18 protein-coding genes are annotated in these 21957 nt (G+C 71.8%); 7 read left to right on the top strand and 11 right to left on the bottom strand.

All coding sequences use genetic code 11. The features are described 5' to 3' along the window. Window positions 1–3: 3 nt before the first annotated feature. Window positions 4–660 carry a response regulator gene (locus tag IE195_RS08890; RefSeq protein WP_191269489.1) on the bottom strand — a complete coding sequence of 219 codons (657 nt, stop codon included), beginning with the start codon at window positions 658–660 and terminating at the stop codon, window positions 4–6. A gap of 372 nt (window positions 661–1032) precedes the next feature. Here IE195_RS08890 and IE195_RS08885 point away from each other — a divergent pair, with 372 nt between their 5' ends. Further along, window positions 1033–1602: a pyridoxamine 5'-phosphate oxidase family protein gene (locus tag IE195_RS08885; protein ID WP_191269487.1), complete on the top strand. Its 570-nt coding sequence runs from the start codon at window positions 1033–1035 to the stop codon at window positions 1600–1602. Window positions 1603–1812: 210 nt separating this feature from the next. On the opposite strand, the gene IE195_RS08880 is transcribed toward IE195_RS08885, so the two are convergent. Continuing rightward, window positions 1813–2397, bottom strand: a complete 585-nt coding sequence (locus tag IE195_RS08880) for a winged helix-turn-helix domain-containing protein (protein WP_191269485.1) — start codon at window positions 2395–2397, stop codon at window positions 1813–1815. Window positions 2398–2472: 75 nt separating this feature from the next. On the opposite strand from IE195_RS08880, the gene IE195_RS08875 reads away from it, so the two are divergent. Next, a complete protein-coding gene (locus IE195_RS08875; RefSeq protein ID WP_191269467.1) occupies window positions 2473–3759 on the top strand; it encodes an MFS transporter in 1287 nt (428 codons plus the stop codon). Window positions 3760–3806: 47 nt separating this feature from the next. Further along, complete coding sequence (locus tag IE195_RS08870) at window positions 3807–4589, top strand: phosphotransferase (RefSeq protein WP_191269465.1); 783 nt, start codon at window positions 3807–3809, stop codon at window positions 4587–4589. Here the strand turns inward: IE195_RS08870 and IE195_RS08865 are convergent. Then, entirely contained in the window at window positions 4586–5293 is a 708-nt protein-coding gene (locus IE195_RS08865) for a class I SAM-dependent DNA methyltransferase (protein ID WP_191269463.1), read from the bottom strand. The two genes, IE195_RS08870 and IE195_RS08865, sit on opposite strands and share 4 nt — an antisense overlap. 131 nt (window positions 5294–5424) lie before the next feature. Here IE195_RS08865 and IE195_RS08860 point away from each other — a divergent pair, with 131 nt between their 5' ends. Then, window positions 5425–6000, top strand: a complete 576-nt coding sequence (locus IE195_RS08860) for a hypothetical protein (protein ID WP_191269461.1) — start codon at window positions 5425–5427, stop codon at window positions 5998–6000. A 6-nt stretch (window positions 6001–6006) separates the two neighbouring features. On the opposite strand, the gene treZ is transcribed toward IE195_RS08860, so the two are convergent. The 3 genes from treZ to treY form a co-directional block, all read right to left on the bottom strand. Then, a complete protein-coding gene (gene treZ / locus IE195_RS08855; protein ID WP_191269458.1) occupies window positions 6007–7791 on the bottom strand; it encodes a malto-oligosyltrehalose trehalohydrolase in 1785 nt (594 codons plus the stop codon). 366 nt (window positions 7792–8157) lie between these two features. Next, complete coding sequence (locus tag IE195_RS08850; RefSeq protein WP_191269456.1) at window positions 8158–9030, bottom strand: putative RNA methyltransferase; 873 nt, start codon at window positions 9028–9030, stop codon at window positions 8158–8160. 176 nt (window positions 9031–9206) lie between these two features. Then, on the bottom strand, window positions 9207–11657 hold the full coding sequence (gene treY / locus IE195_RS08845; protein ID WP_373295645.1) for a malto-oligosyltrehalose synthase: 2451 nt from the start codon (window positions 11655–11657) through the stop codon (window positions 9207–9209). 357 nt (window positions 11658–12014) lie between these two features. Here treY and pstS point away from each other — a divergent pair, with 357 nt between their 5' ends. Beyond that, window positions 12015–13178, top strand: a complete 1164-nt coding sequence (gene pstS, locus IE195_RS08840) for a phosphate ABC transporter substrate-binding protein PstS (protein WP_191270472.1) — start codon at window positions 12015–12017, stop codon at window positions 13176–13178. A 43-nt stretch (window positions 13179–13221) separates the two neighbouring features. Here the strand turns inward: pstS and IE195_RS08835 are convergent, their stop codons facing one another. The 5 genes from IE195_RS08835 to IE195_RS08815 all read right to left on the bottom strand — a co-directional run bounded on the left by IE195_RS08835 (window position 13222) and on the right by IE195_RS08815 (window position 19521). Further along, entirely contained in the window at window positions 13222–14985 is a 1764-nt protein-coding gene (locus IE195_RS08835) for a glycosyltransferase family 2 protein (RefSeq protein ID WP_191270470.1), read from the bottom strand. A gap of 221 nt (window positions 14986–15206) precedes the next feature. After that, complete coding sequence (locus tag IE195_RS08830) at window positions 15207–15380, bottom strand: hypothetical protein (protein ID WP_191269452.1); 174 nt, start codon at window positions 15378–15380, stop codon at window positions 15207–15209. 97 nt (window positions 15381–15477) lie between these two features. Next, the gene (locus IE195_RS08825) at window positions 15478–16485 is read right to left on the bottom strand and encodes a C40 family peptidase (RefSeq protein WP_191269450.1); all 1008 of its coding nucleotides are present in this window, start codon (window positions 16483–16485) and stop codon (window positions 15478–15480) included. A gap of 478 nt (window positions 16486–16963) precedes the next feature. Beyond that, window positions 16964–18880, bottom strand: coding sequence for a S9 family peptidase (locus IE195_RS08820; protein WP_191269448.1), 1917 nt, complete (start codon window positions 18878–18880; stop codon window positions 16964–16966). A gap of 179 nt (window positions 18881–19059) precedes the next feature. Then, window positions 19060–19521 carry an Rv3235 family protein gene (locus tag IE195_RS08815; protein ID WP_191269446.1) on the bottom strand — a complete coding sequence of 154 codons (462 nt, stop codon included), beginning with the start codon at window positions 19519–19521 and terminating at the stop codon, window positions 19060–19062. A gap of 156 nt (window positions 19522–19677) precedes the next feature. On the opposite strand from IE195_RS08815, the gene IE195_RS08810 reads away from it, so the two are divergent. Together IE195_RS08810 and IE195_RS08805 are read left to right on the top strand one after the other, a co-directional pair. Then, window positions 19678–20493 (top strand): glycerophosphodiester phosphodiesterase family protein, encoded by an 816-nt coding sequence (locus IE195_RS08810; protein ID WP_191269444.1) that lies wholly within the window; start codon window positions 19678–19680, stop codon window positions 20491–20493. A gap of 7 nt (window positions 20494–20500) precedes the next feature. Next, on the top strand, window positions 20501–21895 hold the full coding sequence (locus tag IE195_RS08805) for an MFS transporter (RefSeq protein WP_191269442.1): 1395 nt from the start codon (window positions 20501–20503) through the stop codon (window positions 21893–21895). Window positions 21896–21957: the final 62 nt, after the last annotated feature.

Genomic DNA, 21957 nt, shown 5'->3' with positions numbered 1-21957 from the left:
GGCTCAGGAGGTCTGGTCCATGGACAGGCGCACGGCGTAGGCGGCCGCCTGGGTGCGGCGGGCCATACCGAGTTTGGCCAGGACACGGGACACGTAGTTCTTCACGGTTTTCTCGGCGAGGTACATCCTGGCTCCGATCTCGCGGTTGGTCAGGCCCTCGCCGATGAGTTCCAGGACGCGTCGTTCCTGTTCGGTGAGCTCGCTCAACGGGTCCTTGCGTCCGGCCTCCTCGCGCAGCCGTCTGAGCATGCGCGTGGTGGACTCGGGATCGAGGAGGGAGCGGCCCTGGGCGACCGTGCGGACGGCGCCGACCAGGTCGGTGCCGTGGATCTGTTTGAGGATGTAGCCGGAGGCCCCCGCCATGACCGCGCCGTAGAGCGCCTCGTCGTCGGAGTAGGACGTGAGCATGAGCATGCGGGTGTCGGGAAGCATCGAGCGGATGTCCCGGCAGACCGTGACGCCGTCCCCGTCGGGGAGGCGCACATCGAGCACGACCACGTCGGGTTCGAGTGCGGTCACCCTGGCCAGGGCCTGTGCGGCGGTCCCGGCCTCCCCGACCACCTCGATGCCGTCCTCGTCGTCGAGGAGTGATCCGACCCCTCGTCGGACGATCTCGTGGTCGTCCACCAGGAACACCCTGATCGTCGTGTCGCCGCCCATCAGGTGCGCACCTCCTCAGCGCTGGATGTGGTGACCTGAGGCGGCCCGGCCGCCCTGGGTTGTGGGTCAACCCGTCTCCCCGTCCCCATTGTGGGACACCTTCGGACGGGCCGCGGTTCGGCTGCGGTCCGGGGTACGGGCCGCAGGGTCACCGCTGTGCGCCTTCACGGTGCACCTCCACCCTAGGCAGCGGCGGTTGCTCCCAGAGGAGGCGAACGTCCCTTTCTGTTTGAGGCGAGTGTCCCGGCGGGTAGTGCGCAAACGAGGACCTTCGCCGTCGCCCGGAGGACTCGCGGGCCCTGTCTTCAGGGCCGTGACCGGCGATGATGGCGGGGCCAGCAACAATGGGCACCAATCTTCGGGGGGCTTGTGATGGTTGGGACGAGCGGTGCCGGTGCGTCGGAGCAGGGACGGAGTTGGGTAGCGGCGCCGGGGTCGCCTCCGGAACCGCGGGAGGCCTCCGACGAGTTCGAGGGCACCGAACACCTCACGGAGGACGACCGGCTGCTGGCCGGGGCCGACCTGGCCGACGACGACCGGTCGCGCTTCACCGTCCTGGAGCGCCAGACCTGCTTCAACCTGATGGCCACACGCAGTATCGGCCGGGTGGCCTTCACCATCGACGGGGACGCCGCACCGACCGTGCTCCCCGTCAACTACGTCCTGCTCAACGACACCGTCGTGTTCCGTTCCACGCTGGCCGGGACGATCATGCGGTACGGGCGGGGGTACGCGGCCTTCCAGGTCGACCACTTCGACGAGGAGCGCCGCGAGGGCTGGAGCGTGTTGGCCTCCGGGAGTTGCCGCTGGGTCCGTGACACCGGTGAGCTGGAGCGCATCCCCCAGGGCCGCATGCCCCGGCCCTGGGCCGAGGGCCCGCGTGACCAGGTCCTGAAGATCACTCCCGGGAGGGTGACCGGGCGGGAGGTCAGCCGCCCCTGAGGTGTTCCGGGGCTCCGGTGTTCCTGTCCCCGATCGGGGTATCGGCGGCGGCACGGGAGTGCACCGCCCGTCCCGCGGCCAGTGTGCCTCGGACCCCGCCCGGGTCGCGCGGCGACCATCGCCCCGTGCGAGAGCGGTCAGGACTGCCAGCCGGGGCCCCGGCCCACCACGCCACGGCTGCCGGCCGCCGAGGGGGACGCGGCAGTTCTTCTAGCTCTCCGGGTCCCGCCCGGGCTCCTCGCCCGAGGGACGGTGCAGGACGAACGCCCCGCCGTAGACGGGCCGGTCCAGTCGCTGGTCCTCGGTGGCCACGTACCCGTCGAGGACGGCGAGGATGCGCCGGTCGAGCTCGGCGAGGTCCTCGTCGGACAGGTGGAGGGCGAAGCGGGAGAAGCTGCGCACAGCGGCCGGGCCCGCCTCGTCGAGCTCCTGGGTGAAGGCGGTAACCGGTGAGGTCCTCTGCTCGTCCGGCAGGCCGTCAAGGGGACCGTCCAGCCACCAGCTCTCCCCGGTGGCCCGGTAGGGCTTCTCCAACGCCCCGGCAGCGCCCGTACGCACCGGGGCTGCGACGAGCAGACCAGCGTCGACCAGGGTGCGCACGTGGTGCAGGACCGTGCCCGGGTTGGTGTCGAGCCGGTCGGCGAGCTGCCGGTTGGTGAGCTCACTCGTCAGGCACAGGCGCAGGATGCGCAGGCGCAACGGGTGGCCCAGGGCCTTGGCCTCGCGTGCGGTGGCCGGTCGCCGCCTGCGGCGGGGGTCCGGTGGTTCGGGATGCTCGGCGGACGGTTCTGCCATGGGGGTCAGCGTAGCCGATCGATTGGCAACAACAAATTGATTGAATTACCTCAATCGATCTGTCAATCTCAATTCATGGTCGACGACGACGGGCACCCGCCCGAAACCCTCCCCACCGACACCCTCCCGACCACCGCTCCCGGCCCCCTGGGCGGCTCCTTCCGACGGCTGTGGACCTCCTCCGGGCTGTCCAACCTGGCCGACGGCGTCCTGAAGGTCGTCCTGCCCCTGACGGCCCTGCGCTTCACCGACTCCCCCCTGCTCATCGCGGGGGTCACCGCGGCCCTGGGCCTGCCGTGGCTCCTGTGCGCCCTGCCCGCCGGGGCCCTGGCCGACCGGACCGACCGCCGACGGGCGATGCTCGGCGCCAACCTGGTACGCGGCGGCCTGGTCCTCGCCCTGGCGTCGGCCCTGGTACTCGACCTCGGTTCGATCTGGCTGCTCTACGCGGCGGCGTTCCTGATCGGTACCACCGAGACCGTGTACGACACCTCCGCACAGTCGATCCTGCCCCAGATGGTCCACCGGGACCGGCTCTCCCGGGCCAACGGGCGGCTGTACGCGGTGGAGCTGACCACCAACCAGTTCGTCGGCCCGCCCCTGGGCGGCGCGCTGGTGGCGTTGAGCGCGGCCCTGGCCCTGCTCACCCCCGCGGCCCTGTGGGTCGCGGCCGCGGGCGTGCTCCTCCTGGTGCGCGGACGGTTCAGGGTCGAGCGCACCGGGCCGTCCGCCGGCATGCGCGCGGACATCGCCGAAGGACTGCGGTTCCTGTGGTCGCACGGGCTCCTGCGCTCCTTCGCCGCCATGGTCGGCACCTCCAACTTCGCCACCAGCGCCGCGTTCGCGGTCCTCGTGCTGTACGCGGTGGGCCCGGGCTCCCCCATGGGGCTCTCCGAACCCGCCTTCGGCGTCCTGTTGACCGCCACCGCGGTGGGCAGCCTGCTGGGTTCGTTCGCGGCCGAGTGGTGCGAGCGCGCGGTGGGCCGGGCCCGGTCGCTGTGGCTGTGCGTCCCCCTGTTCGCCCTGCTGGTGGGGGTCCCCGGGATGACCGTCGACGCCTGGCTGGTGGGTCTGGGCTTCTTCCTCGGAGGACTGGGCATCACCGTGTGGAACGTGATCACCGTGTCCCTGCGCCAACGCGTGACCCCCGACGCGATGCTGGGCCGGGTCAACAGCGTCTACCGACTGCTGGCCTGGGGCACCATGCCGTTGGGCGCGGCGGCGGGCGGCCTGGTCGCCGAGTTCCTCGGGCTGCGGGCGGTCTTCCTCGGCATGGGGCTGCTCGTGCTCGCCCTGCTGGTCCCCCTGCTGCGGATCAGCGACGCGACCCTGGAGGCCGCCGAACGAGGACTCCGGCACTGAGGGGAAACCTGGTGGACGTCACGGGCCCGCCCGGCGAGGATGGCCCCGTGACACACTCCGAGAACGACGTCGAGGTTCTCGAAGGCGGGAACGTCTCCGACGGTGTCCTGCGCATCGGCGGGACCGTGCGCAAACCCTGGCTTCGCTCCTCCCCCGCGGTGACCTCGCTGCTGCGCCACCTGAGCGGGTTCCCGGGCGCACCGGAGACCTACGGCGAACAGCCCGAGGGCTACCAGCGGCTGGCCTACGTCCCCGGCACCATGGCCGACCGGATGCCGCCGATGACCGCCGACCAGCTCCGCGAACTGGGTTCGATGATCCGTCGGCTGCACGACCTCACCGCCGACCACCGGCCCCGCGAGGACGCACGGTGGCAGAGCGTCTTCCCGCCGGAGGAGCCCGAGGTGATCTGCCACAACGACCTCGCCCCGTGGAACCTGGTGCGCAGCCCCCACGATGACGGCCGGACCGAGTCCTGGTGCTTCATCGACTGGGACGGTGCCGGGCCGGGAAGCCGGATGGGCGACCTCGGTTACGCCGCGCACGGGTTCGTCCCCCTGCACGAGGGCGGCGACCCCGAGGCCGACGGTCGGCGGCTGCGAGCCCTGGCCGACGGCTACGGCTGCGGTGGCGCCCAGCGCCACGAGCTGCCCGGCGCCGTACTGCGCCGGGTACGCGGCATGTTCGACGTCCTGGAGGAGGGGGCCCGCACCGGAACGCAGCCCTGGGCGCGACTGCACGCCGAGGGGCACGCCGAGCACTGGGGGGCGGCCGCCGCCTACGTCGAACGCCACCGGCAACTGTGGGCCGGGATGCTGGCCTCGCCCTAACCCGTCACGGGCGCACCCCACACGAACGCGGCCGAGATCGGGTAACCGCGGAAGCGTTCCCACCTGGGTTTGGCCGCCACCCAGCCGTCGTCCACGACCGCCTCGTTCAGCTCCTCCAGGCGCCACCCGCTGGCCAGGGCGGCGCGTACGTGGTCGCCGAGCAGGTGCACGTGGGTGGTGATGGCGACCTCCTCACCCGAATCGTCGGTGAAGTGGGTGGGCATACCGGAGGCCATGATGAACTGCGGGTGATAGGCGACCAGCACACAGCGCCCGCCCGGCCTGGTCAGCCGCCGGGCTTCGGCGTAGAACGGTGCGAGGTCGGGCAGGTGTTCGTCGATGAGCGAGGCGATGACCAGGTCGTAGGCGCTGTCCGGCAGATCGGTCGCCCGGACGTCGCCCTGGGTGAGGGTGTCGTGGGCGCCCCGCCTCCGGGCCAGGGCGAGCATCCCGGCGCTGAGGTCGACGCCGTCCACGTGTTCCACGCCCCGGCCCCGGAGCCAGGCTCCGGTGCGTCCGGTACCGCAGCCCAGGTCCGCGGCGCTGCGGACCTGGGACCAGACCGGGGCGGTGAGCCCGTCGAGGAGGGCGATGTCCATGGCGTCGAGCACCGAGTCCTCGTAGGTGCTGGACCACCCGTCATAACCGGTGGTCACGTCGACGGTGCGGTAGTGGCGGGTGTCGAAGTCGGCGAAGTCAGGCATGGGGCCGAGTATCGCGCGGCCGGGTGCGCGCACGCGACCGGATTTCTCGGGGCGAGCGGCCGGAGGACTCTGGCCGGTTGAGGCCCCTTCCCGGGACGCTTGACCGGACGCTCTTCGCCTAGCGTGTGGTTATGCGACGAATCCTCCCCTGCGCCCTGTCTCTGCCGCTCCTCCTCGCCGCCGGGTGCGGTTCTCCGGACCAGGAGGTGTCCGTGGCCCCGCCTGCCGCCGACGAGACCTCCACAGACGCGGGGACCGCGCAGCAGAGCCCTCCCGGGACAGCGGACGAAGAGACCCGGGAGAACCCGCCGGAGGGCACCCGGGCCCCGGCCTCGGCTGGGTACTCCTTCGGCGAGAGCGCCGCCTTCCCCCACCCGGTGGGCGCCTACGAGTGGGAGTTCGAGGGCGAGGAGGACGTCGTCTACACCGTGGACGACGTCCTCCTCGGCGCCCCCGGACGGGTGGAGTTCACCCTGACCGTGGAGGTACCGCAGCTGGGCCGGGTCTTCGGTACCGGCAACCTGGAGGTGCGGTGCTCCCACGGCAAGCACTCGGTCTCCGCGACCACCGAGGCGCCGCTCGGCGAACTGGAGACCGGGACCCACAGCACGGACATGGTCTGCGAGTTCCCGGATTCGCCGGACAGCGTGCTGGTCTCCGTGGTCAACGGCGAGGACGAGGCGGACTTCCGGGGACCGGTGCAGTAACCCGGATCACACCCTCAGGACCGCGAAGAACTCGCCCGGCACGTCAACGGTGACCCCGTGGACCCCGGGGTGACCGTTGGCGAGCAGCAGCTCCCGGGGGACGGCGTCCAACTCCACCCGGGCCGGGGCCGCACCGAGGTTGCAGACCAGGCGCAGGGATCCGCGGTGCAACACGAGCCTGCGGCCGTCCTCACTGGCCGTGACCGCGAACCGGTCCAACCTCGGATCGCAGAGTTCGGGTTCGGACCTGCGCAGGGCGATCAGGGCACGATAGGTGTCCAGGACCAACCGCCGGGGTTCGTGTTCGGGTTCGGACCAGTCCAGGACCGCACCGTCCCTGGTGGCCGGGTCCATGGGGTCGGGGATGTCCTCCGGAGCCCAGCCCAGCGCGGCGAACTCCCGGCGCCGGCCCCTGCGCACACCCTCGACCAAACCGGGATCGGTGAACGAGGCGAAGAACGGCCAGGGTGTGGTGGCCCCCCACTCCTCCCCCATGAAGATCATCGGGGTGTAGGGCGAACAAAGGACGATGGCCGCACCGCAGGTGAGCAGTCCTGGTGAGAGGTGCTCGCCCATCCGGTCGCCGCGGGCGCGGTTGCCGACCTGGTCGTGGTTGCTGAGGTAGCCGAGGAAACGGCTGGCGGGCACCCGGGAGGTGTCGACCCTGGCGCCGTGCCTCCTGCCCCGGAAAGCAGAGGGGGTCCCGTCGTGCCAGAAGACACGGCGGAGCGTCTCGGCGAGGACCCGGGGCCCGTCGAAGTCGGCGTAGTAGCCGTGCCGCTCTCCGGTGAGGGCGACGTGCAGCGCGTGGTGGAGGTCGTCCGACCACTGGGCGGTCATGCCCAGTCCGTCCGCTTCCAGAGGGAGTACCGTGCGCGGATCGTTGCGGTCGGACTCGGCGACGAGGGAGAGTGGACGGCCGAGCCCTGCGGCCAGGGCGTCGACCTCCGCGGAGAGCTCGGCGAGGATCGGAACGGCCCGGTCGTCGCGCAGGGCGTGCACCGCGTCCAGTCGCAGCCCGTCCAGACGGTAGTGGCGCAGCCAGTCCAGGGCTCCGTCGATGACCAGCTGCCGCACGGAGTCGGACCCGGGGCCGTCCAGGTTGAGCGAGGGGCCCCAGTCGTTCTCCCCGGAGAAGTAGGGCCCGAAGCGGGGAAGGTAGGCGCCGGACGGGCCGAGGTGGTTGTACACCACGTCCAGCAGAACAGCCAGCCCCCTGCGGTGGCAGGCTTCGACGAACCCCTTCAGTGCGTCCGGGCCCCCGTAGGGCTGGTGCACGGCCGACCACAGGACCCCGTCGTAACCCCAGCCGTGCGTACCGTCGAAGGCGTTGAGCGGCATGAGTTCGACGTGCGTGACCCCGAGGTCGACCAGGTGGCCGAGCCGGTCGGCAGCAGCGGTGAGCGTGCCCTGCGGGGTGAAGGTGCCCACGTGGAGTTCGTAGATCACGGCTCCGGCGAGCGGACGCCCGGTCCAGTCGTCGTCAGCCCACACATGGCTGCCGTGGTCGTAGACCCGGCTGGGGGCGTGCACCCCGTCCGGTTGCCAGAGGGAGCGCGGGTCCGGGAGGGGCTGCGGGTCCTCGTCCAGAAGATAGGCGTAGTCCGACCCCGGGCCGGCCCCCTCCACCTGGGCGTACCACCACCCTCGGGCGTCACTTCTCATGGAGTGAGCGGTACCGTCGACCCGCACACGCACACGCTGGGCTCCGGGCGCCCAGACGGAGAAGTCCCCGTGGACGCCGAGACCGGGGGTGACGGGCGGGGTGGGCTCCGTGGCCAGTTCGTTCACGCAGGGTTGCCTACCCCGGCGACCCCGACGCCACGCAACCAAAACGCCCCCACCTGCTGCTTGAACCCGCACAGCCCCGACCCCAAGGGGTCACGGAACGTGCGCCTTCGACCAGCAGCGCTCCTCGCCCCGACCGCGGTGATCTTGCTACCAGGGGCAACTTCGGCGCTGAAGTTGCCCCTGGTAGCAAGATCACCGTGAAAAGGGGGGTCGGTCGGAAAGGCACGGGCGCTGCTCCCGGCACCGATCCCCCACTCCCAACCCATCCCGCGCCCACCCCACCCGGGACCGGGGAGGAACACACCCTGGGAGAAGCCTGCTACCCCATCCCGTTTCCAGTACCCCCGTCCCGTTCCCGGGAAAGACCTACGCCGGACGGTAGCGGCCGACCCTGACGGAGGCCGTGCTGGTGAAGGGCTCCGGGAGCTCCGACACACGCCGGGCGAGGTCCTCCGGGGTGGTGTGCCGGGCGCTGGGGCCCATGCCCACAACGGTCAGAACGTCCTCGTGGGACAGCTCCATGGTGAAGCGCACCTCCCTGCCGGCCTCCGGTGAGAAGTGCTCCCCGAGGCTTTCGGCAAGGCGTTCGCCCTTGCGGGGGTCGACGTCCAGCAGGCCCAGGGCGGTCCGGGGCTCGGTGAGGTGGTCGGTTTCGGGGGTGACCACCACGAGCACGCCACCGGGTTTGAGTACGCGGTGGAACTCGGGGGCGTTGCGGGGGGCGAAGACGTTGAGTACGGCGTCGGCGGTGCCGTCGGCGAGCGGCAGAGTGCGCCAGGAGTCAGCGGTGACCGCCCCGCTGCGGGGGTGTGCCCTGGCCGCCTTCCGTGCGGCGAACTTGGAGACGTCGGTGGTCAGGCCGACCGTGCCGGGGAGTTCGTCCAGGACCTGGGTGAGGTAGTGACCGGTGCCGCCGCCGACGTCGACGATGACGCTCCCAGCACCGATCCGGGCCGTCGTCAGCTCTTCGGCCAGGGCCAGGCCGACGGGGTCGTAGTGCCCGCGGCCCTGGAAGCGGAGGCGGGCGGCGATCATCTCCTTGCTGTCGCCGGTCCCGGGCGGGGTGGCTCCGGTGAGCAGACCCGCGTAGCCCTCCCGGGCGATGTTGAAACTGTGCCCGTCCGCGCAGGCCAGGCCACGGGATCCCCGTTCCAGGTGTCGTCCGCAGACGGGGCAGGTCAGGGAGGCCGCGACGGAGGCGGGCATGCGCAGCTCGGGGCCGGTGTGGGTGTTCGTCATGATCGCGGTCAGCCTACCGGCCCGGCCCGCCCGGCCCGCCCGGCCCTCCCGGACCGGTCGAACCCGTCCCCCAGCCGCCCCGGGTCAGCCGTCCCCAGCCGGTCCGACCTCTCCCGACCCTCGCAACACCACTCCCACACCATCACCCCTGCACCAACGCCAACACAACCCCACCATCACTCCCTCACCAGCACCGCCACCGGATAGGTGTCGAGCACCTCGGCCAGGTGGGCCGTGGTCAGGCCGTCCATCCGGGTCGGGGCGATGGTCCGGCCGGTGAGGCGGTCGGTCCACTCCCCCGGGCCCGAGGGCAGGGGGAGAACCGTGTCGCCCCAGCCGCCCGCGTCGGCCAGGGTCAGCGGCAGCCTGGTCGCCACCACCGCCAGGGCCGGTTGGCGGGAGCCCCGGGTGGTGCGGGCGAAGGCCAGGGCGTGTGCGGCGGAGGACCCCTGCGCGGTCAGCGGCAGGTATCCGGCGGGGCCCAGTTCCCGGCGGGTGTTCAGACAGGTGCGGAGCAGGTGGAGTTTGGCCGCGCCGCTCTCGTCGACGGGCGGGCGCCACCCCTGTTCGATCCGGGCCAGGAGTGCGGCCCGGGCCCGGTGGTCGACGGGCCTGCGGTTGTCCGGATCGACCAGGGACAGGTCCCACAGTTCGGTGCCCTGGTAGACGTCGGGCACGCCCGGGCCCAGGAGCTGGACGGCCTTCTGCCCCAGGGAGTTGCTCCATCCCGGTTGTCGGAGGGACTCGGCCATGGCCCTGATCTCGGCGTACAGGTCGGTGTCCGCGCGCAGCCGGGCGGGCCAGTCCCGGATACGGTCCTCGAAGTCGGGGTCCTGCGCGGTCCAGGACGTACCCAGGCGGGCTTCCCGTGCCGCCTTGAGCAGGTACTCGACCAGGCGCTCCTCGGACAGGGGCCAGGCTCCCAGGAGGGTCTGCCAGCCGAGGAGGTCGAGCGAGGGTTCGGGCAGGGGCGCCCGCGCGCTCCAGCGGCGCACCGCGTCGGCGAAGTCCTCCGGGATCTCCGAGAGGGCGGCCAGGCGGGCGCGCACGTCCTCGGAGCGTTTGGTGTCGTGGGTGGACAGCGCGGTCATGGTGCGCGGTTCGGCGGCCTCGCGTCGGAGGTTGGCCTCATGGAAGGAGGCCGGGTCCACGCCGAACCGGGCCGGGTCGCCGCCGACCTCGTTCAGGGCGACGAAGCGGGTGCCCCGGTAGAAGGCGGTGTTCTCGGTGCCCATGGCCACGACCATGCCGCTGGTCTGCTGGACACGGCGGGCGAGTTCACCGCGGGGGTCCTCCCGGACGGCGCGGTCGACGGTTTTCAGGACGGGTTCGAGGTCGGGGCGGCGTTCGGCGGCGGTGCGTACGGCACGGGCCCAGGCTGATTCGGCTTCGGGCAGGTAGGAACGGTAGACGTCGAAGGAGGTGAGGAGCTCGGCGACGGCCTCCCTCCTGTTCTCGGCGTCCCGGCTGTTCTCCTCCTCCCCGCGTTCCTTTCCCCCGCGCCTGTCCCCGTCCGCTCCGCCCTCCCCTTCGGCCAGCAGCGCGGCGATCCGGCGCACCTCGGCGCGCAGCAGTTCCGCCGCGGCGTGGGAGCGGGCCTGGTGGTCGATGGCACCGGTGTCGGTGGGGACGCCCCGTTCGCGGGCCAGAGCGGTCAGGACGGGTTCGGCTTCGGGGTCGACGAACACCCCGCAGATCTCCCGCAGGGCGTCGTAACCGGTGGTTCCGGCGACCGGCCAGGAGTCGGGCAGGGACTCGCCGGGGGCGAGGATCTTCTCCACCACGATCCATCCGTCGAAGCGCTCGGCGAGACGGCGCAGGTAGCCGCCGGGGTCACTGAGACCGTCGACGTGGTCCACCCGGAGTCCGTCGGCCCCGTCCTGCGCCGCCCAGCGGAGGATCTCGGCGTGGGTGGCGTCGAAGACGCCCGGCTCCTCGACCCGGACGGCGGCGAGGTGGTCGACGTCGAAGAAGCGGCGGTAGTTGAGTTCGCTGTCGCCGCGCCGCCAGGAGACCAGCCGGTAGTGCTGGCGTTCGTGTACGTCGGCGGCGCTGTCGCCGGGGGTGTACGTGTCCGGTGCCAGGGGGAAGCGTTTGTCGAAGTAGACGAGGTGTCCGTCGGCGAGGGTGAGTTCGGCCAGGGCCGCCCGGCCGTCGTCCCCGTCATCGCCCAGGACGGGGACCAGGATCGGCCCGGAGTCGAAGTCCACGTCGAAGCAGCGCGCGTAGACCGAGTCCCGGCCGTGCGTGAGGACGTCCCACCACCACGGGTTGGCGTCGGGGCGGGCCACGGACATGTGGTTGGGCACGATGTCGATGACCACCCCCATGCCGAGCGCGTGCGCCCGCGCGGCGAGTTCGGCGTGGGCCCGTTCACCGCCCAGGGCCTCGGAGACCCGTGTGGGATCCACCACGTCGTAGCCGTGGTCGGATCCGGGGGTCGCGGTGAGGATGGGTGACAGGTACACGGCGCCGACGCCGAGCCGGTACAGGTGCTCGAGCAGATCGGCCGCCTCGGCCAGGCCGAACCCGGGCCCGAGCTGGAGCCGGTAGGTCGACGTAGGCGTCGCGGACCTGTTCATGGAACCGTTCGTGGACCCGTCCCGGGGGTCGCTGTGCGCACTCATCACTGGGGATCCCTGCCCGTCGGATCGGCGTGTCATGCGCGTGCGGACCCGCTCCCGTTCCCGGGCCGTTCCCTACCCCGTCCAGGCTCCCGTTCCCCCTCCGCCCCGGTTGGCCCCGGGACCGCGAGCGCGAACCTTCACCGGTGAAAAACCCTTAGTTCACCTTTTGTCCATCTGGAGTCCCCCGAAGCGCCACGGATACGTCCTGTTCCGCACACACCCGCGTTGGGAAAGGTGGTCCGGCAATGGTTAAATTCTTCGGCGGTGTTCCATTACCAGCGACAACGCGCCGGGAACCGGTAGCGAGCGGTGAAGACAATCAGGACCACCGACACCGACGAAGGGGATAGAAGCAGCGTGCTCCCGTCCAACAAGCGCACCCGCACCCAGTCCCGCTCCCAGCGCCACCCCCGGCACCGTTCGGGCGCCTACCGGGGCGCGGCCTCGGCCGCGCTGGCCGGACTACTGCTGGCGACGACGGCCTGCGGCAGCGACGACGCCGTCCAGAGCGCGCCCCCGGCTGTCCCCGACGATCTGGAGTGCTTCTCCGGCAGCCTGGACGGCGCCGGTTCCAGCGCCCAGGAGAACGCGATGACGACGTGGATCGCGGGTTACCAGTCGGCCTGCGAGGACGCGCGCATCTACTACGACTCGATCGGTTCGGGCGGCGGCCGCAACCAGTTCATCGACGGCGCGGTGACCTTCGCCGGGACGGACGCGGCGATGGACCCCGCGGAGAACACCGACGCCATGGAGCGTTGCGGTGGCTCCGACACCATCAACCTGCCCGCCTACGTGGTGGCGATCGCGGTGGTGTTCAACCTGGAGGGGATCGACTCGCTGAACCTCCGCCCGGACACTTTGGCACGGATCTTCAACCAGGACATCACGCGCTGGAACGACCCGGAGATCGCGCAGGACAACCCGGAGGCCGACCTGCCCGACCTGCCGATCACTCCGGTCAACCGGGCTGACGACTCGGGCACCACGGAGAACTTCACCAACTACCTCTCGGCGGCCGCGGCTGACGCCTGGCCGCACGAGCCCGGCGGGCAGTGGCCGATCACCCCCCGCGAGTCCGCCCAGGGCAACAGCGGTATCGCCGACACCGTCTCCCGGGCGGAGGGCGCCATCGGGTACGTGGAGATGTCCCACCTGCACGGCCTGTCCGCGGCGAGCATCGGCGTGGGCGGGGAGTTCGTCGAGATCGCCCCCGAGGCGGCCGCCCAGGTCGTGGCCGACTCCCCCCGACGCGAGGAGAACACCAGCGAGTACGACCTCGCGCTGGACCTGGACTACGGCACCACCGAGCCGGGCAGTTACCCGATGGTCCTGGTCAGCTACGAGACGGTGTGCCTGAACTACCCGGACCCGAAGGAGGCCGAGCGGGTCAAGGCGTTCCTGAGGTACGTGGTGAGCCCCGAAGGGCAGCAGGAGGTCTCCGCGGAGACCGACTCGACCCCGGTCAACGACTCCCTGCGCGCCGACCTCCTGGCCTCCATCGAGGCGATCGGCTCCTGATCCGGCCCCAGCGGGTCCGACCGTTCGGGCGGGTGTCCCCCACCTATCCGGCAGCGGTCGGGCCCCCGGGCCCGGTCTCCTCGTCCCACTCGTCGGGCATCTCCCGCCCGGCGGCGCGGCAGGCACGGTGCCACAGGGAGCGCAACCCGGCTCCCAGCCCCCGTCTGCGCGGCTGGCCCGAGTCCTCGTTCCGCGCCCCGCCCCGGACCCTTCCCCTGCCGGCCCGGGGGCCCCTTCCACCCTTCCCTGCCCTGCCGGCTCCACCGACCGCCCTGTCGTTCCCCGCCCTGTTGACTCCGCCGGTCCCGGCCCGGTCGGCCGTCGGGAGGCCCGAAACCGGCCGGGCCCCGCCGCCGGACCGGGGCGCGGGCGGGACCGAGCGGTGCAGGGTCAGGTCGGCGAGAGTGCCCTCACCCCCGTGGATCCGGTAACGGCCGTGCAGTTCGGCGACCACGTCGGCCAGGTCCTCCTCCTCGCCGCACACCCGCATGGCGCGGGCCAGGGCACGGGTGCGCCACAGCCGCACTCCGGCGTCGCGGGTGGGCGCGGCGGCGAGGAAGAGCTCGGTGAGTCCGGCACGGGCGCGTTCGGCGCTGGCGAGAAGACGGGACAGGGCCAGCTCACCGAGCCCCCAGGCGACGGGCACCTGGAGGAGAAAGGGTGAGGGGAACCCGGTCCTCGGCGCGGCGGAGGCGAAGGAGATGCGCGGTTCGCGCAGGTAGTTGGCCTGGACCAGGCGCAGGTCCAGGTGGGGTCCCTCGCGTCCCCCCGGGACCGCCCGGGCGCCCTCCCAGTCGGCGACCAGGGTCACGACCAGGTCGGTCTCGGTGCCGTTGAGGAGCCGGTCCACGCAGCCGCGGACCAGGTCGTAGGGGGCTCCGGCCACGTCCACCACGGCGTGCACCAGCGGGGTGCGTCGGCGCTGCGCGGGCACCCGCTCCCGGTAGGCGTGCGGGTGCGGCATGAGTTCGGCCAGGACCTCGGTGCGGAAGCGTTCCGAGGGCAGACGGGTGCGGGCCGTGGAGGCCGGGCCCACGTGCCAGGCGGTGGCGTCGCGCTCGGGGACCATGACCGCCCCGGCCTGCCACAGCCGGTAGCCGAACTCGGTGTCCTGCCCCAGGTCGAGGTCGGGGTCCACGCCTCCGGCCGCCTCGTAGAGGCTGCGCCGCACGGCGGCTGCGGCGCCCAGGTAGGCGTGGAAGCCGAGGTGGTCGGCGTCGCGCAGGTGGTCGCTCTGGTCGAGGAGGTGCTCGATCCAGTCGTGGCGTCCCCCGGTGTCCAGTTCACGGTGCAGCTCGCCCGCCCGGGCCGCCGCGAGGACGCCCTCGGGGCCGCGGGGTTCGGTGTCGGTGAAGCGGACCCGGCCGAGGGTGACGCACTCGGCGTGGGTGTGGTGCCAGCGGGCCTGGGCCTCGACGAACTCGGGGCAGGCGACCATGTCGGCGTCCATCCACATCAGGATGTCGCCGGTGCTGGCGTGCGCCCCGTAGGCACGGGCGTATCCGGCTCCCCAGCCGCCGTCGGGCGCGGCCACCACACGGCAGCTCTCGGGGCGCAGGTCGGGCAGGGTCAGCGGCGGTGCTGAGTGGTCGTCGACGACCACGACCTCGAACAGGTGCGCCGGGTAGGTCTGGGCGCACAGGGCTGCCAGGGCGAGGTCGAGGCCGTCTTGGCCGCCCCTGGCGGGGATGATGACGCTGACACTGAGTTCCGGTGTCCAGCGGCCGACGGCGGGGGGTGTCAGCGCACTCCAGTCGTTGCGGAAGACTCGGGCCGAGACCCGCTCCACCCGGCCGCGGTGCGACACCCCGTCAACATGGGACCCTACGTACTTATTCAGTGACACAGAGTCACTATAGCGATGTTTGGGGACCCGGAGTGAGACTCGGCGCACCGAATGTCCCCTCCGGTTTGGTCTTTCCGTGCGGCATGTCCGCCCCTCGACCTCCCGGACAGGACGGAGCCGGACCGCGCCAGGCGCCCGGGGCAGAGCCCTCCGAAGCAGCCTCCCGGCTCATTCACCCCGGTTCAGTTCCCCGAGCGGGCGTCCGCCCTCAGCATCCTGACACCGAGGAGGACGACCCCGACGACCAGAGCGATCATGACGAGCCAGACCAGCAGGCCGACGATCACCGACAGCAGCCAGAACAGGGCGATCACGGCCGCGACACCCGCGGCGACCCTGAGCAGTAGACGTCCCATGCGCGGAAGAATACGCGACCGTACTCCCGACCGGGACCCCGCCCGCGGGGCGGCCCCGGCCCGCACCCCACGCACCGGGGTCGGGCCGGGGATCCGGTCAGGCCGGACGGACGGCACCGGTGAAGACGCTGTCCCAGTAGGCGGCCAGCGAGACCTCCTCCAGCGGCTTGGACGGGTTGGAGCCGTGGATCATCATGCCGTTGCCGGAGTAGATACCCACGTGGCTCGGGGCCGAGGCGCTGTAGAAGAACATCAGGTCACCGGGCTGGAGCTGGTCTCGCGAGACCGGGGTCCCGGCGTTGACCTGGTCATAGGTGGTGCGCGGCAGGTTCACGCCCGCCTGGGCCCAGGCGGCCTGGGTGAGGCCGGAGCAGTCGTAGCCGTCGGGACCGGTGCCGCCCCACACGTAGGGCTTGCCGATCTGGGCCCGGGCGAAGTCCAGGACCGCCTGGACGTCACCGGACACGGCGGCGGTGCCCCCCGAGGAGCCGCTGCCTCCGCCGCCGTCGGCGGCCTCGGCGGCGATCGGATCGACTCCGCCCAGGCTCTCCAGCACCTCGGCCTGCTCGTCCAGGGCGGTCTCACCCTCGGACATGGCGGTCTCGGCGGATTCCAGGGACTCGGCCGCGGCCTCCTCGGTCGCCTCCGCCGCGTTGTACAGCTCCTCGGCGTGCTCGACGCCGCTCACGTAGTCGGCGAGCACCGTCTGCTGCCCCGCGGAGAGGTAGTCGAGGTCGGCGATGTTCTGCAGGGCGGTGTCGGCCTCACCGCCGAAGAGGACTCCCATGGAGCTGTGGGTGGCACCGGTGTAGGCGCCCTGCACGATCACGGAGACCTGGCCGGAAGCGGCTTCCAGCTCCTCCTGGGCCTGCTCCAACTGCGCCTGGAGGTCCTCCAGCTCGGCCTGGGCCGAGGAGTGGTCCTCCTGCGCCTCGTTGTAGGCGGCGTTCAACTCGGAGAGCTCCTCCTGGAGCTCCTCGTAGCGCTCACGGGCCTCCGACTCCGAGGGGTCGGCCAGCGCCACCCCGGAGGAGAGCACCACGGCACCGAGGGCGACGAAGCCGACCGTGGTCAGACGACGGGTGGGTTCGGGATTGCGGGTCAAAGCACCGACTGCCTTTCTCCCATACCCGTTTACCGGCACTTGAACATCCCGAAGGCACACCGAGGGACGGCGCGGGGATGCGTGGCGAGGGGGATCCGGCGGCGGCGGGAGGTGCCGTGAGAGATCGCCGGGTGTCGTGACGGCCCCTGCTCATGGGAAAAGGACAGCTGTTGAGCAGGGTGCAACGGCGGGCCGGACGCTGCCACCCTGGTGGTGACGAACTAGGACGATCCGACCTGGGGGAACACTAATTCATCCCTGGAACCGGACGCGACCCTTTCGTTACCTCCCGCTGGGCAACCCGCTTGACCCGCGAAGACACCGTCCCGCCCGGGAAGTCCGCCAGGAGCGCGACTGAGGGCGCCTCTTTCCCGCACAGAGCACACCAAAACCAGACCAAGCACCGATTTGACCGTGACGCGTCTCACATCCAAACGGGGAAGGGGGCGGGTGCCCGCGGCACCCGCCCCCACGCAGGTCACAGGTAACGAGCCCACCAGTCCAGGATCGCCTCGAACCGGGCCACCCGGTGGCTGGGCAGGCCCGAACGCGACAGCTCGTGCCCCTCCCCCGGGAACAGCAGCATCTCGGTCTCGACCCCGCGCCGCCTGAGCGAGACGAACAGGCGCTGGGCCTGTTCGACGGGGCAGCGCCAGTCCTGTTCGGAGTGGATGATCAGGAACGGTCCCCCGATCTGGTCCGCGTAGGTGAGCGGGCTCTCCTCGTGCCAGCTCTGCGGCGGTCCGTACAGCGGCTCCGGGAAGAGGGAGCCGATGTCGGAGGACCCGTGGAAGCTGTCGATCGCGTTGACCGCCCGCTCACTGATCGCGGCGCGGAAGCGCTCGCCGTGGCGGGCGGCGATCCACGTGGTCATGAAACCGCCGTGCGAACCGCCCATGACACCCACCCTGGAGGCGTCCAGCCGGTCGTCCTCAAGCGCCTCGTCCAGGAAGGCCAGGACGTCGACCGAGGTGACGGCGCCCACCGAGCCGATGATCGCCCGGGCGTACTCCTGGCCGTAACCCGCCGAACCGCGCGGGTTGCAGTAGACCACCGCGTACCCGGCCGCCGCGTAGACCTGGGTCTCGTCGAAGAGCTGCCAGCCGTACTGGGCGAACGGGCCGCCGTGGATCATCAGCACCACCGGATGGGGTCCCTCGCCCTCGGGCACCGCCACCCAGCCGTGGACCTCGTTGCCGTCCCCGGTGCGGGCGGTCAGCTCGACCACCGGCAGCGGGTCCAGCGCATGGTCGGTGAAGGAGGTCAGGGCCCGGACGCCCTCACCCTCCCCCGCGACCACGTACAGCTCTCCGCTGTCGCGCTCGCCGGCGGCCACCGCGACGGTGACTCCACCCGCGTGGTCGAAGCCCTGCACCTCGACGCGCCCGCCCAGCAGGGTGGTGCGCACACCGCCCGGGGTGATCCGGTACAGCTCGACCGCCCCGCGGTTCTCACCGGCCACCAGGACACCGTGGTCCGTCATCCGTGCGCGCGTGCCGGGCGAGAGCACGGTCCGCGGGTCCTCGGTGCCGGTCAGCCGCCGGGGAGCACCGGAGCCGTCGAAGGGGACCGACCACAGACCGGACACCCGGCCCACGAAGTCATCGCCCTCGGGGCCCAGCTCATCGCCGAGGAAGTACACGGTTGCACCGTCCCCGGACAGGCTCGGGGCCCCCGCGTGCAGGTCGCCCCGGGTGATCCTGCGCAGCTCCGCGCCGGGCTCGGGTGCGCAGGTCCACACGTCCGTGTACAGGTCGGTGTCGCGGCTCGGGTGCAGGGCTGCGTCGAACACCAGGCCGCCGCCGTCCGGGGTCCAGACCGGCTGGCCGTGGTCGGCGTCCCCCTCGGTGATCCGGGCCGGCTCGCCCGCCTCGCCCGAGGGGTCGATCGGAGCGCTGACGAAGACGTGCTGGCGCCGGTCGTTGGTGAACCCGAGGCCGTCGGCCCGGTACTTCAGGGCGGTGATCCGGCGCGGCGGCTCGTTGTCCGGGGTGCCGTCCACATAGCGCTTCTCCTCCGGCACCCGCGCGTTGTAGGCCAGGCGGGTGGAGTCGGGGCTCCAACTGAACGGGCCCGCCCCGAGGGGGTGGTCGGTGACCTTCCACGGCTCACCGCCGTCGGCGGGCAGCACGTGGATCTGCGCGTGCCTGTCCTCGTCGGGGCGGAGGAAGGCGATCCAACGGCCGTCGGGTGAGAAGAGCGGGGAGCTGTCGCGCGTGCCCCGGGTGAGCTTGCGGGGCGGCTCGGAACCGTCGGTGGGCACGCTCCACAGGGAGCCGAGGTAGGCGTCCTCCTCCAGGTCGGGCCGGGTTACGGCGAAGACCGCGCGGCTGCCGTCGGGGGACAGCGAGGGGGCGCCGATGCTGTGCAGGCGGGCGATGTCAGCGGGTTTCATACACGAGTGGCGGCCGAGCCCGGGGGCTCGTCCGCCGTCTCCTTCCCTTGGGTACTGGGATCCCGGTGGCCCGGTCAGGCCCCCGATCAGGGGGCCGTCCCACCCGGACCCTATCGATGCGCAACAAGGCAGATCCAGGCCTTCGCGGCTTTTCGGTCACCGCGGGGGCACTCAGGGCCTCAGTGCCCCCGGTCGGTCTCCAAACGCGTGCAGACCCAGCGCCCGCCCTCCCTGCGCAGCCGGAACGCGAACACCCGCGAGCGCCGGTCGCAGTCGATCACCGCGCTGGCCTCCACCCCCGACGCGCCCAGCGGCTGGTGGAACACCCTGGCCAGGCGGGGCGCCATGGCACACCCGACCGTCCCGCGCAGGCGGCGCAACTCCTCCCGGACCGGCACCGTCACCTGGTTGCGCAGCACCTCGGGGGCGCGCCTGCCGACGAGGACCTCGGCCATCTGCTGGGCCAGCCTGTGCACGTCCCCGGGGGTCCGGTGGCCCGCCAGCAGGGGCGCCCCGCACCGGCCCACCGACATGCCCCGGACCGGGGTGCGCGCGGGGGTGCGCGCCGGCCGCCAGGGGCTGGCGGACGCGCGGGCGCAGAGCGGACGCCGACAGGGGTGACCGTGGGAGGAGTGCGACATGAACAGATCCCTTCCGAGGAGGAACGAAGCCCTTACTCCCTACAAGGAGCCGCCGACCGGACGCCCGTGCCACCTGGAATTCCAGCTTTCCCCGGCCTTCGACACGAGGCCCCCGGCCCGAGCGCCCCCCGCCCGGGAACCGTCATACTTCAAGACGTGACACACGCGTACCTTTCCTCCCCCGTGCCCGTCGCCCTCGCCCACCGCGGCGGATGGCTCACCGACGACCAGGGCGAGCGCCGCACCGAGCTGGAGAACACGGCCGCGGCCTTCCAACACGCCGTGGACCTGGGCTACACGTACCTGGAGACGGACGTGCACGCCACCAGTGACGGCGTGCTCATGGCCTTCCACGACGACACCCTGGACCGCACCACCGACCGGCCGGGCGCCATCTCCGAACTGCCGCACAGCGAGGTCGCCCGCGCCCGCGTCGCGGGCAAGGAGCCGGTGCCCCTGCTGGAGGACCTGCTCGGCACCTGGCCCCAGGCGCGTTTCAACATCGACCTGAAGTCGGACGGCGCCGTCCTGCCCCTGCTGGAGGTGCTCCGCCGCACCAACGCCTGGGAGCGGGTGTGCGTGGGCTCCTTCGACCAGGACCGGCTGGACCGGGCCCGCCGCCTCTACGGCCCCCGGGTCGCCACGTCCTGCGGCCCGGTGGACGTGGCCCGGCTCCGGCTGGCCTCCCTGTCCCCGGTTCTGCGCCCGGTCGCCAGCCGTGTCCCGGTCTGCGCCCAGATCCCCCTGAGCCACAACGGGTTCCCCCTGCTCAGCCGGGACGTCATCCGCACCGCGCACCGGCTCGGCATGCAGGTCCACGTGTGGACCGTCAACCACCCCGAGGTGATGGAACGCCTGCTCGACGCGGGGGTGGACGGAATCGTCACCGACAACACCACCGGGCTGCGCGAGCTGCTCCTGCGACGCGGCCGCTGGAACCCGAGCCACCCCAGAACCCCGAAGAACGGATAGCCCCGCGATGTCCACTCCCCCGGAAACGGCCGAAGGCCAGAGCCCTTCGACCGACCCCGAACAGCGCAGGCGCGAACAACGCGGCTGGTACCTCTACGACTGGGCGAACTCGGTGTTCATCACCTCGGTGGTCACCGTCCTCATCGGCCCCTACCTGAGCGGTCTGGCCTGCGCCTCGGCCGGGGCCGCCGACACCGCGGCCTGCCGTGACGCCTCCCTGGCCATCACACCGCTGGGTGTCGACTTCCTGACGCTGCACCCCAACGCGCTCTACCCGGCCCTGACCACGGTCACGATCCTGCTGCAGATCCTGCTGCTGCCGCTGGTCGGCGCGCTGGCCGACCACACCAAGCGCAAGAAGACCTGGCTGTTCCTGCTCGCCACGGGCGGCTCGGTGTGCACCAGCGCCCTGTACTTCACCACCGAGGGCTACCTGCTCGCCTCGGTGCTGTTCCTGGCGGCCAACCTGCTGTTCGGGTTGTCGATCGTCGTCTACAACGCCTTCCTGCCGGAGATCGCCACACCCGACGAACGGGACCGGGTGTCGGCCGCCGGGTGGGGGATCGGCTACCTGGGCGGGGCCCTCCTCCTCGCCTTCCACCTGGTCCTGGTACTCACCGCCGACGACGCCGCCTGGGCCGCCCGGGTGGCCTTCGCCTCGGTCGGTATCTGGTGGGCCGGGTTCACGGTCATCTCGATCAGGCCGCTGCGCAACCGCTACGGGGCACTCGCCGCGCGCAGCCACGGGCGACCCAGGGTCGGCGAGTCCCTGCGCGACTTCGGGCGCACCCTGCGCGACATGCGCAGGTACCCCGACACCATGCTGTTCCTGCTGGCCTTCATCTTCTTCAACGACGGCGTGCAGGCGACCATCCGCTACGCGGCCCCCTTCGCCACCCAGGACCTGAACCTGGGCCAGGACTCCCTGATCATGACCATCCTCATCATCCAGTTCGTGGCCTTCGCGGGGGCGTTCGCCACCGGAGCGATCGCCGCCCGCCTGGGGCCGAAACGGACCGTGCTCGGCAGCCTGGTGGTCTGGTGCCTGCTGGTGGGGGTGGGCTACTTCCTGCCCGCGGGCAACGTCGCCCTGTTCGTCGCAATGGGCGTCGGCATCGGCCTCGTACTGGGCTGCACCCAGTCCCTGGCCCGGTCGATGTTCTCCCAACTCATCCCGCGCGGCCGAGAGGCGGAGTACTTCAGCCTCTTCCAGATCTCCGACAAGGGCTCCACGTTCCTGGGCTCCCTGGTCGTGACCGTCGCGGTGAGCCTCACCGGCGGCTACCGGGTGGCGATCCTCTCCCTGATCGCGTTCTTCGTGCTCGGCGGGATCCTGCTGTGGCGGGTCCGCATGCGCGAGGGCATCCTCGCCGTGGGCAACGAGGTGCCCGCCAAGCTCTGACCCGCGCCCGGCCGGTACGGAACGTCGTCGGCCCCCGCGATACTGGGGGCCGACGACGTTTG

Origin of the sequence: Nocardiopsis terrae (assembly GCF_014651695.1) — a bacterium.
Taxonomy (GTDB): domain Bacteria; phylum Actinomycetota; class Actinomycetes; order Streptosporangiales; family Streptosporangiaceae; genus Nocardiopsis; species Nocardiopsis terrae.
Note: the sequence above shows the minus strand (reverse complement) of the source record. Positions and strands in the feature narration are given on the sequence as shown.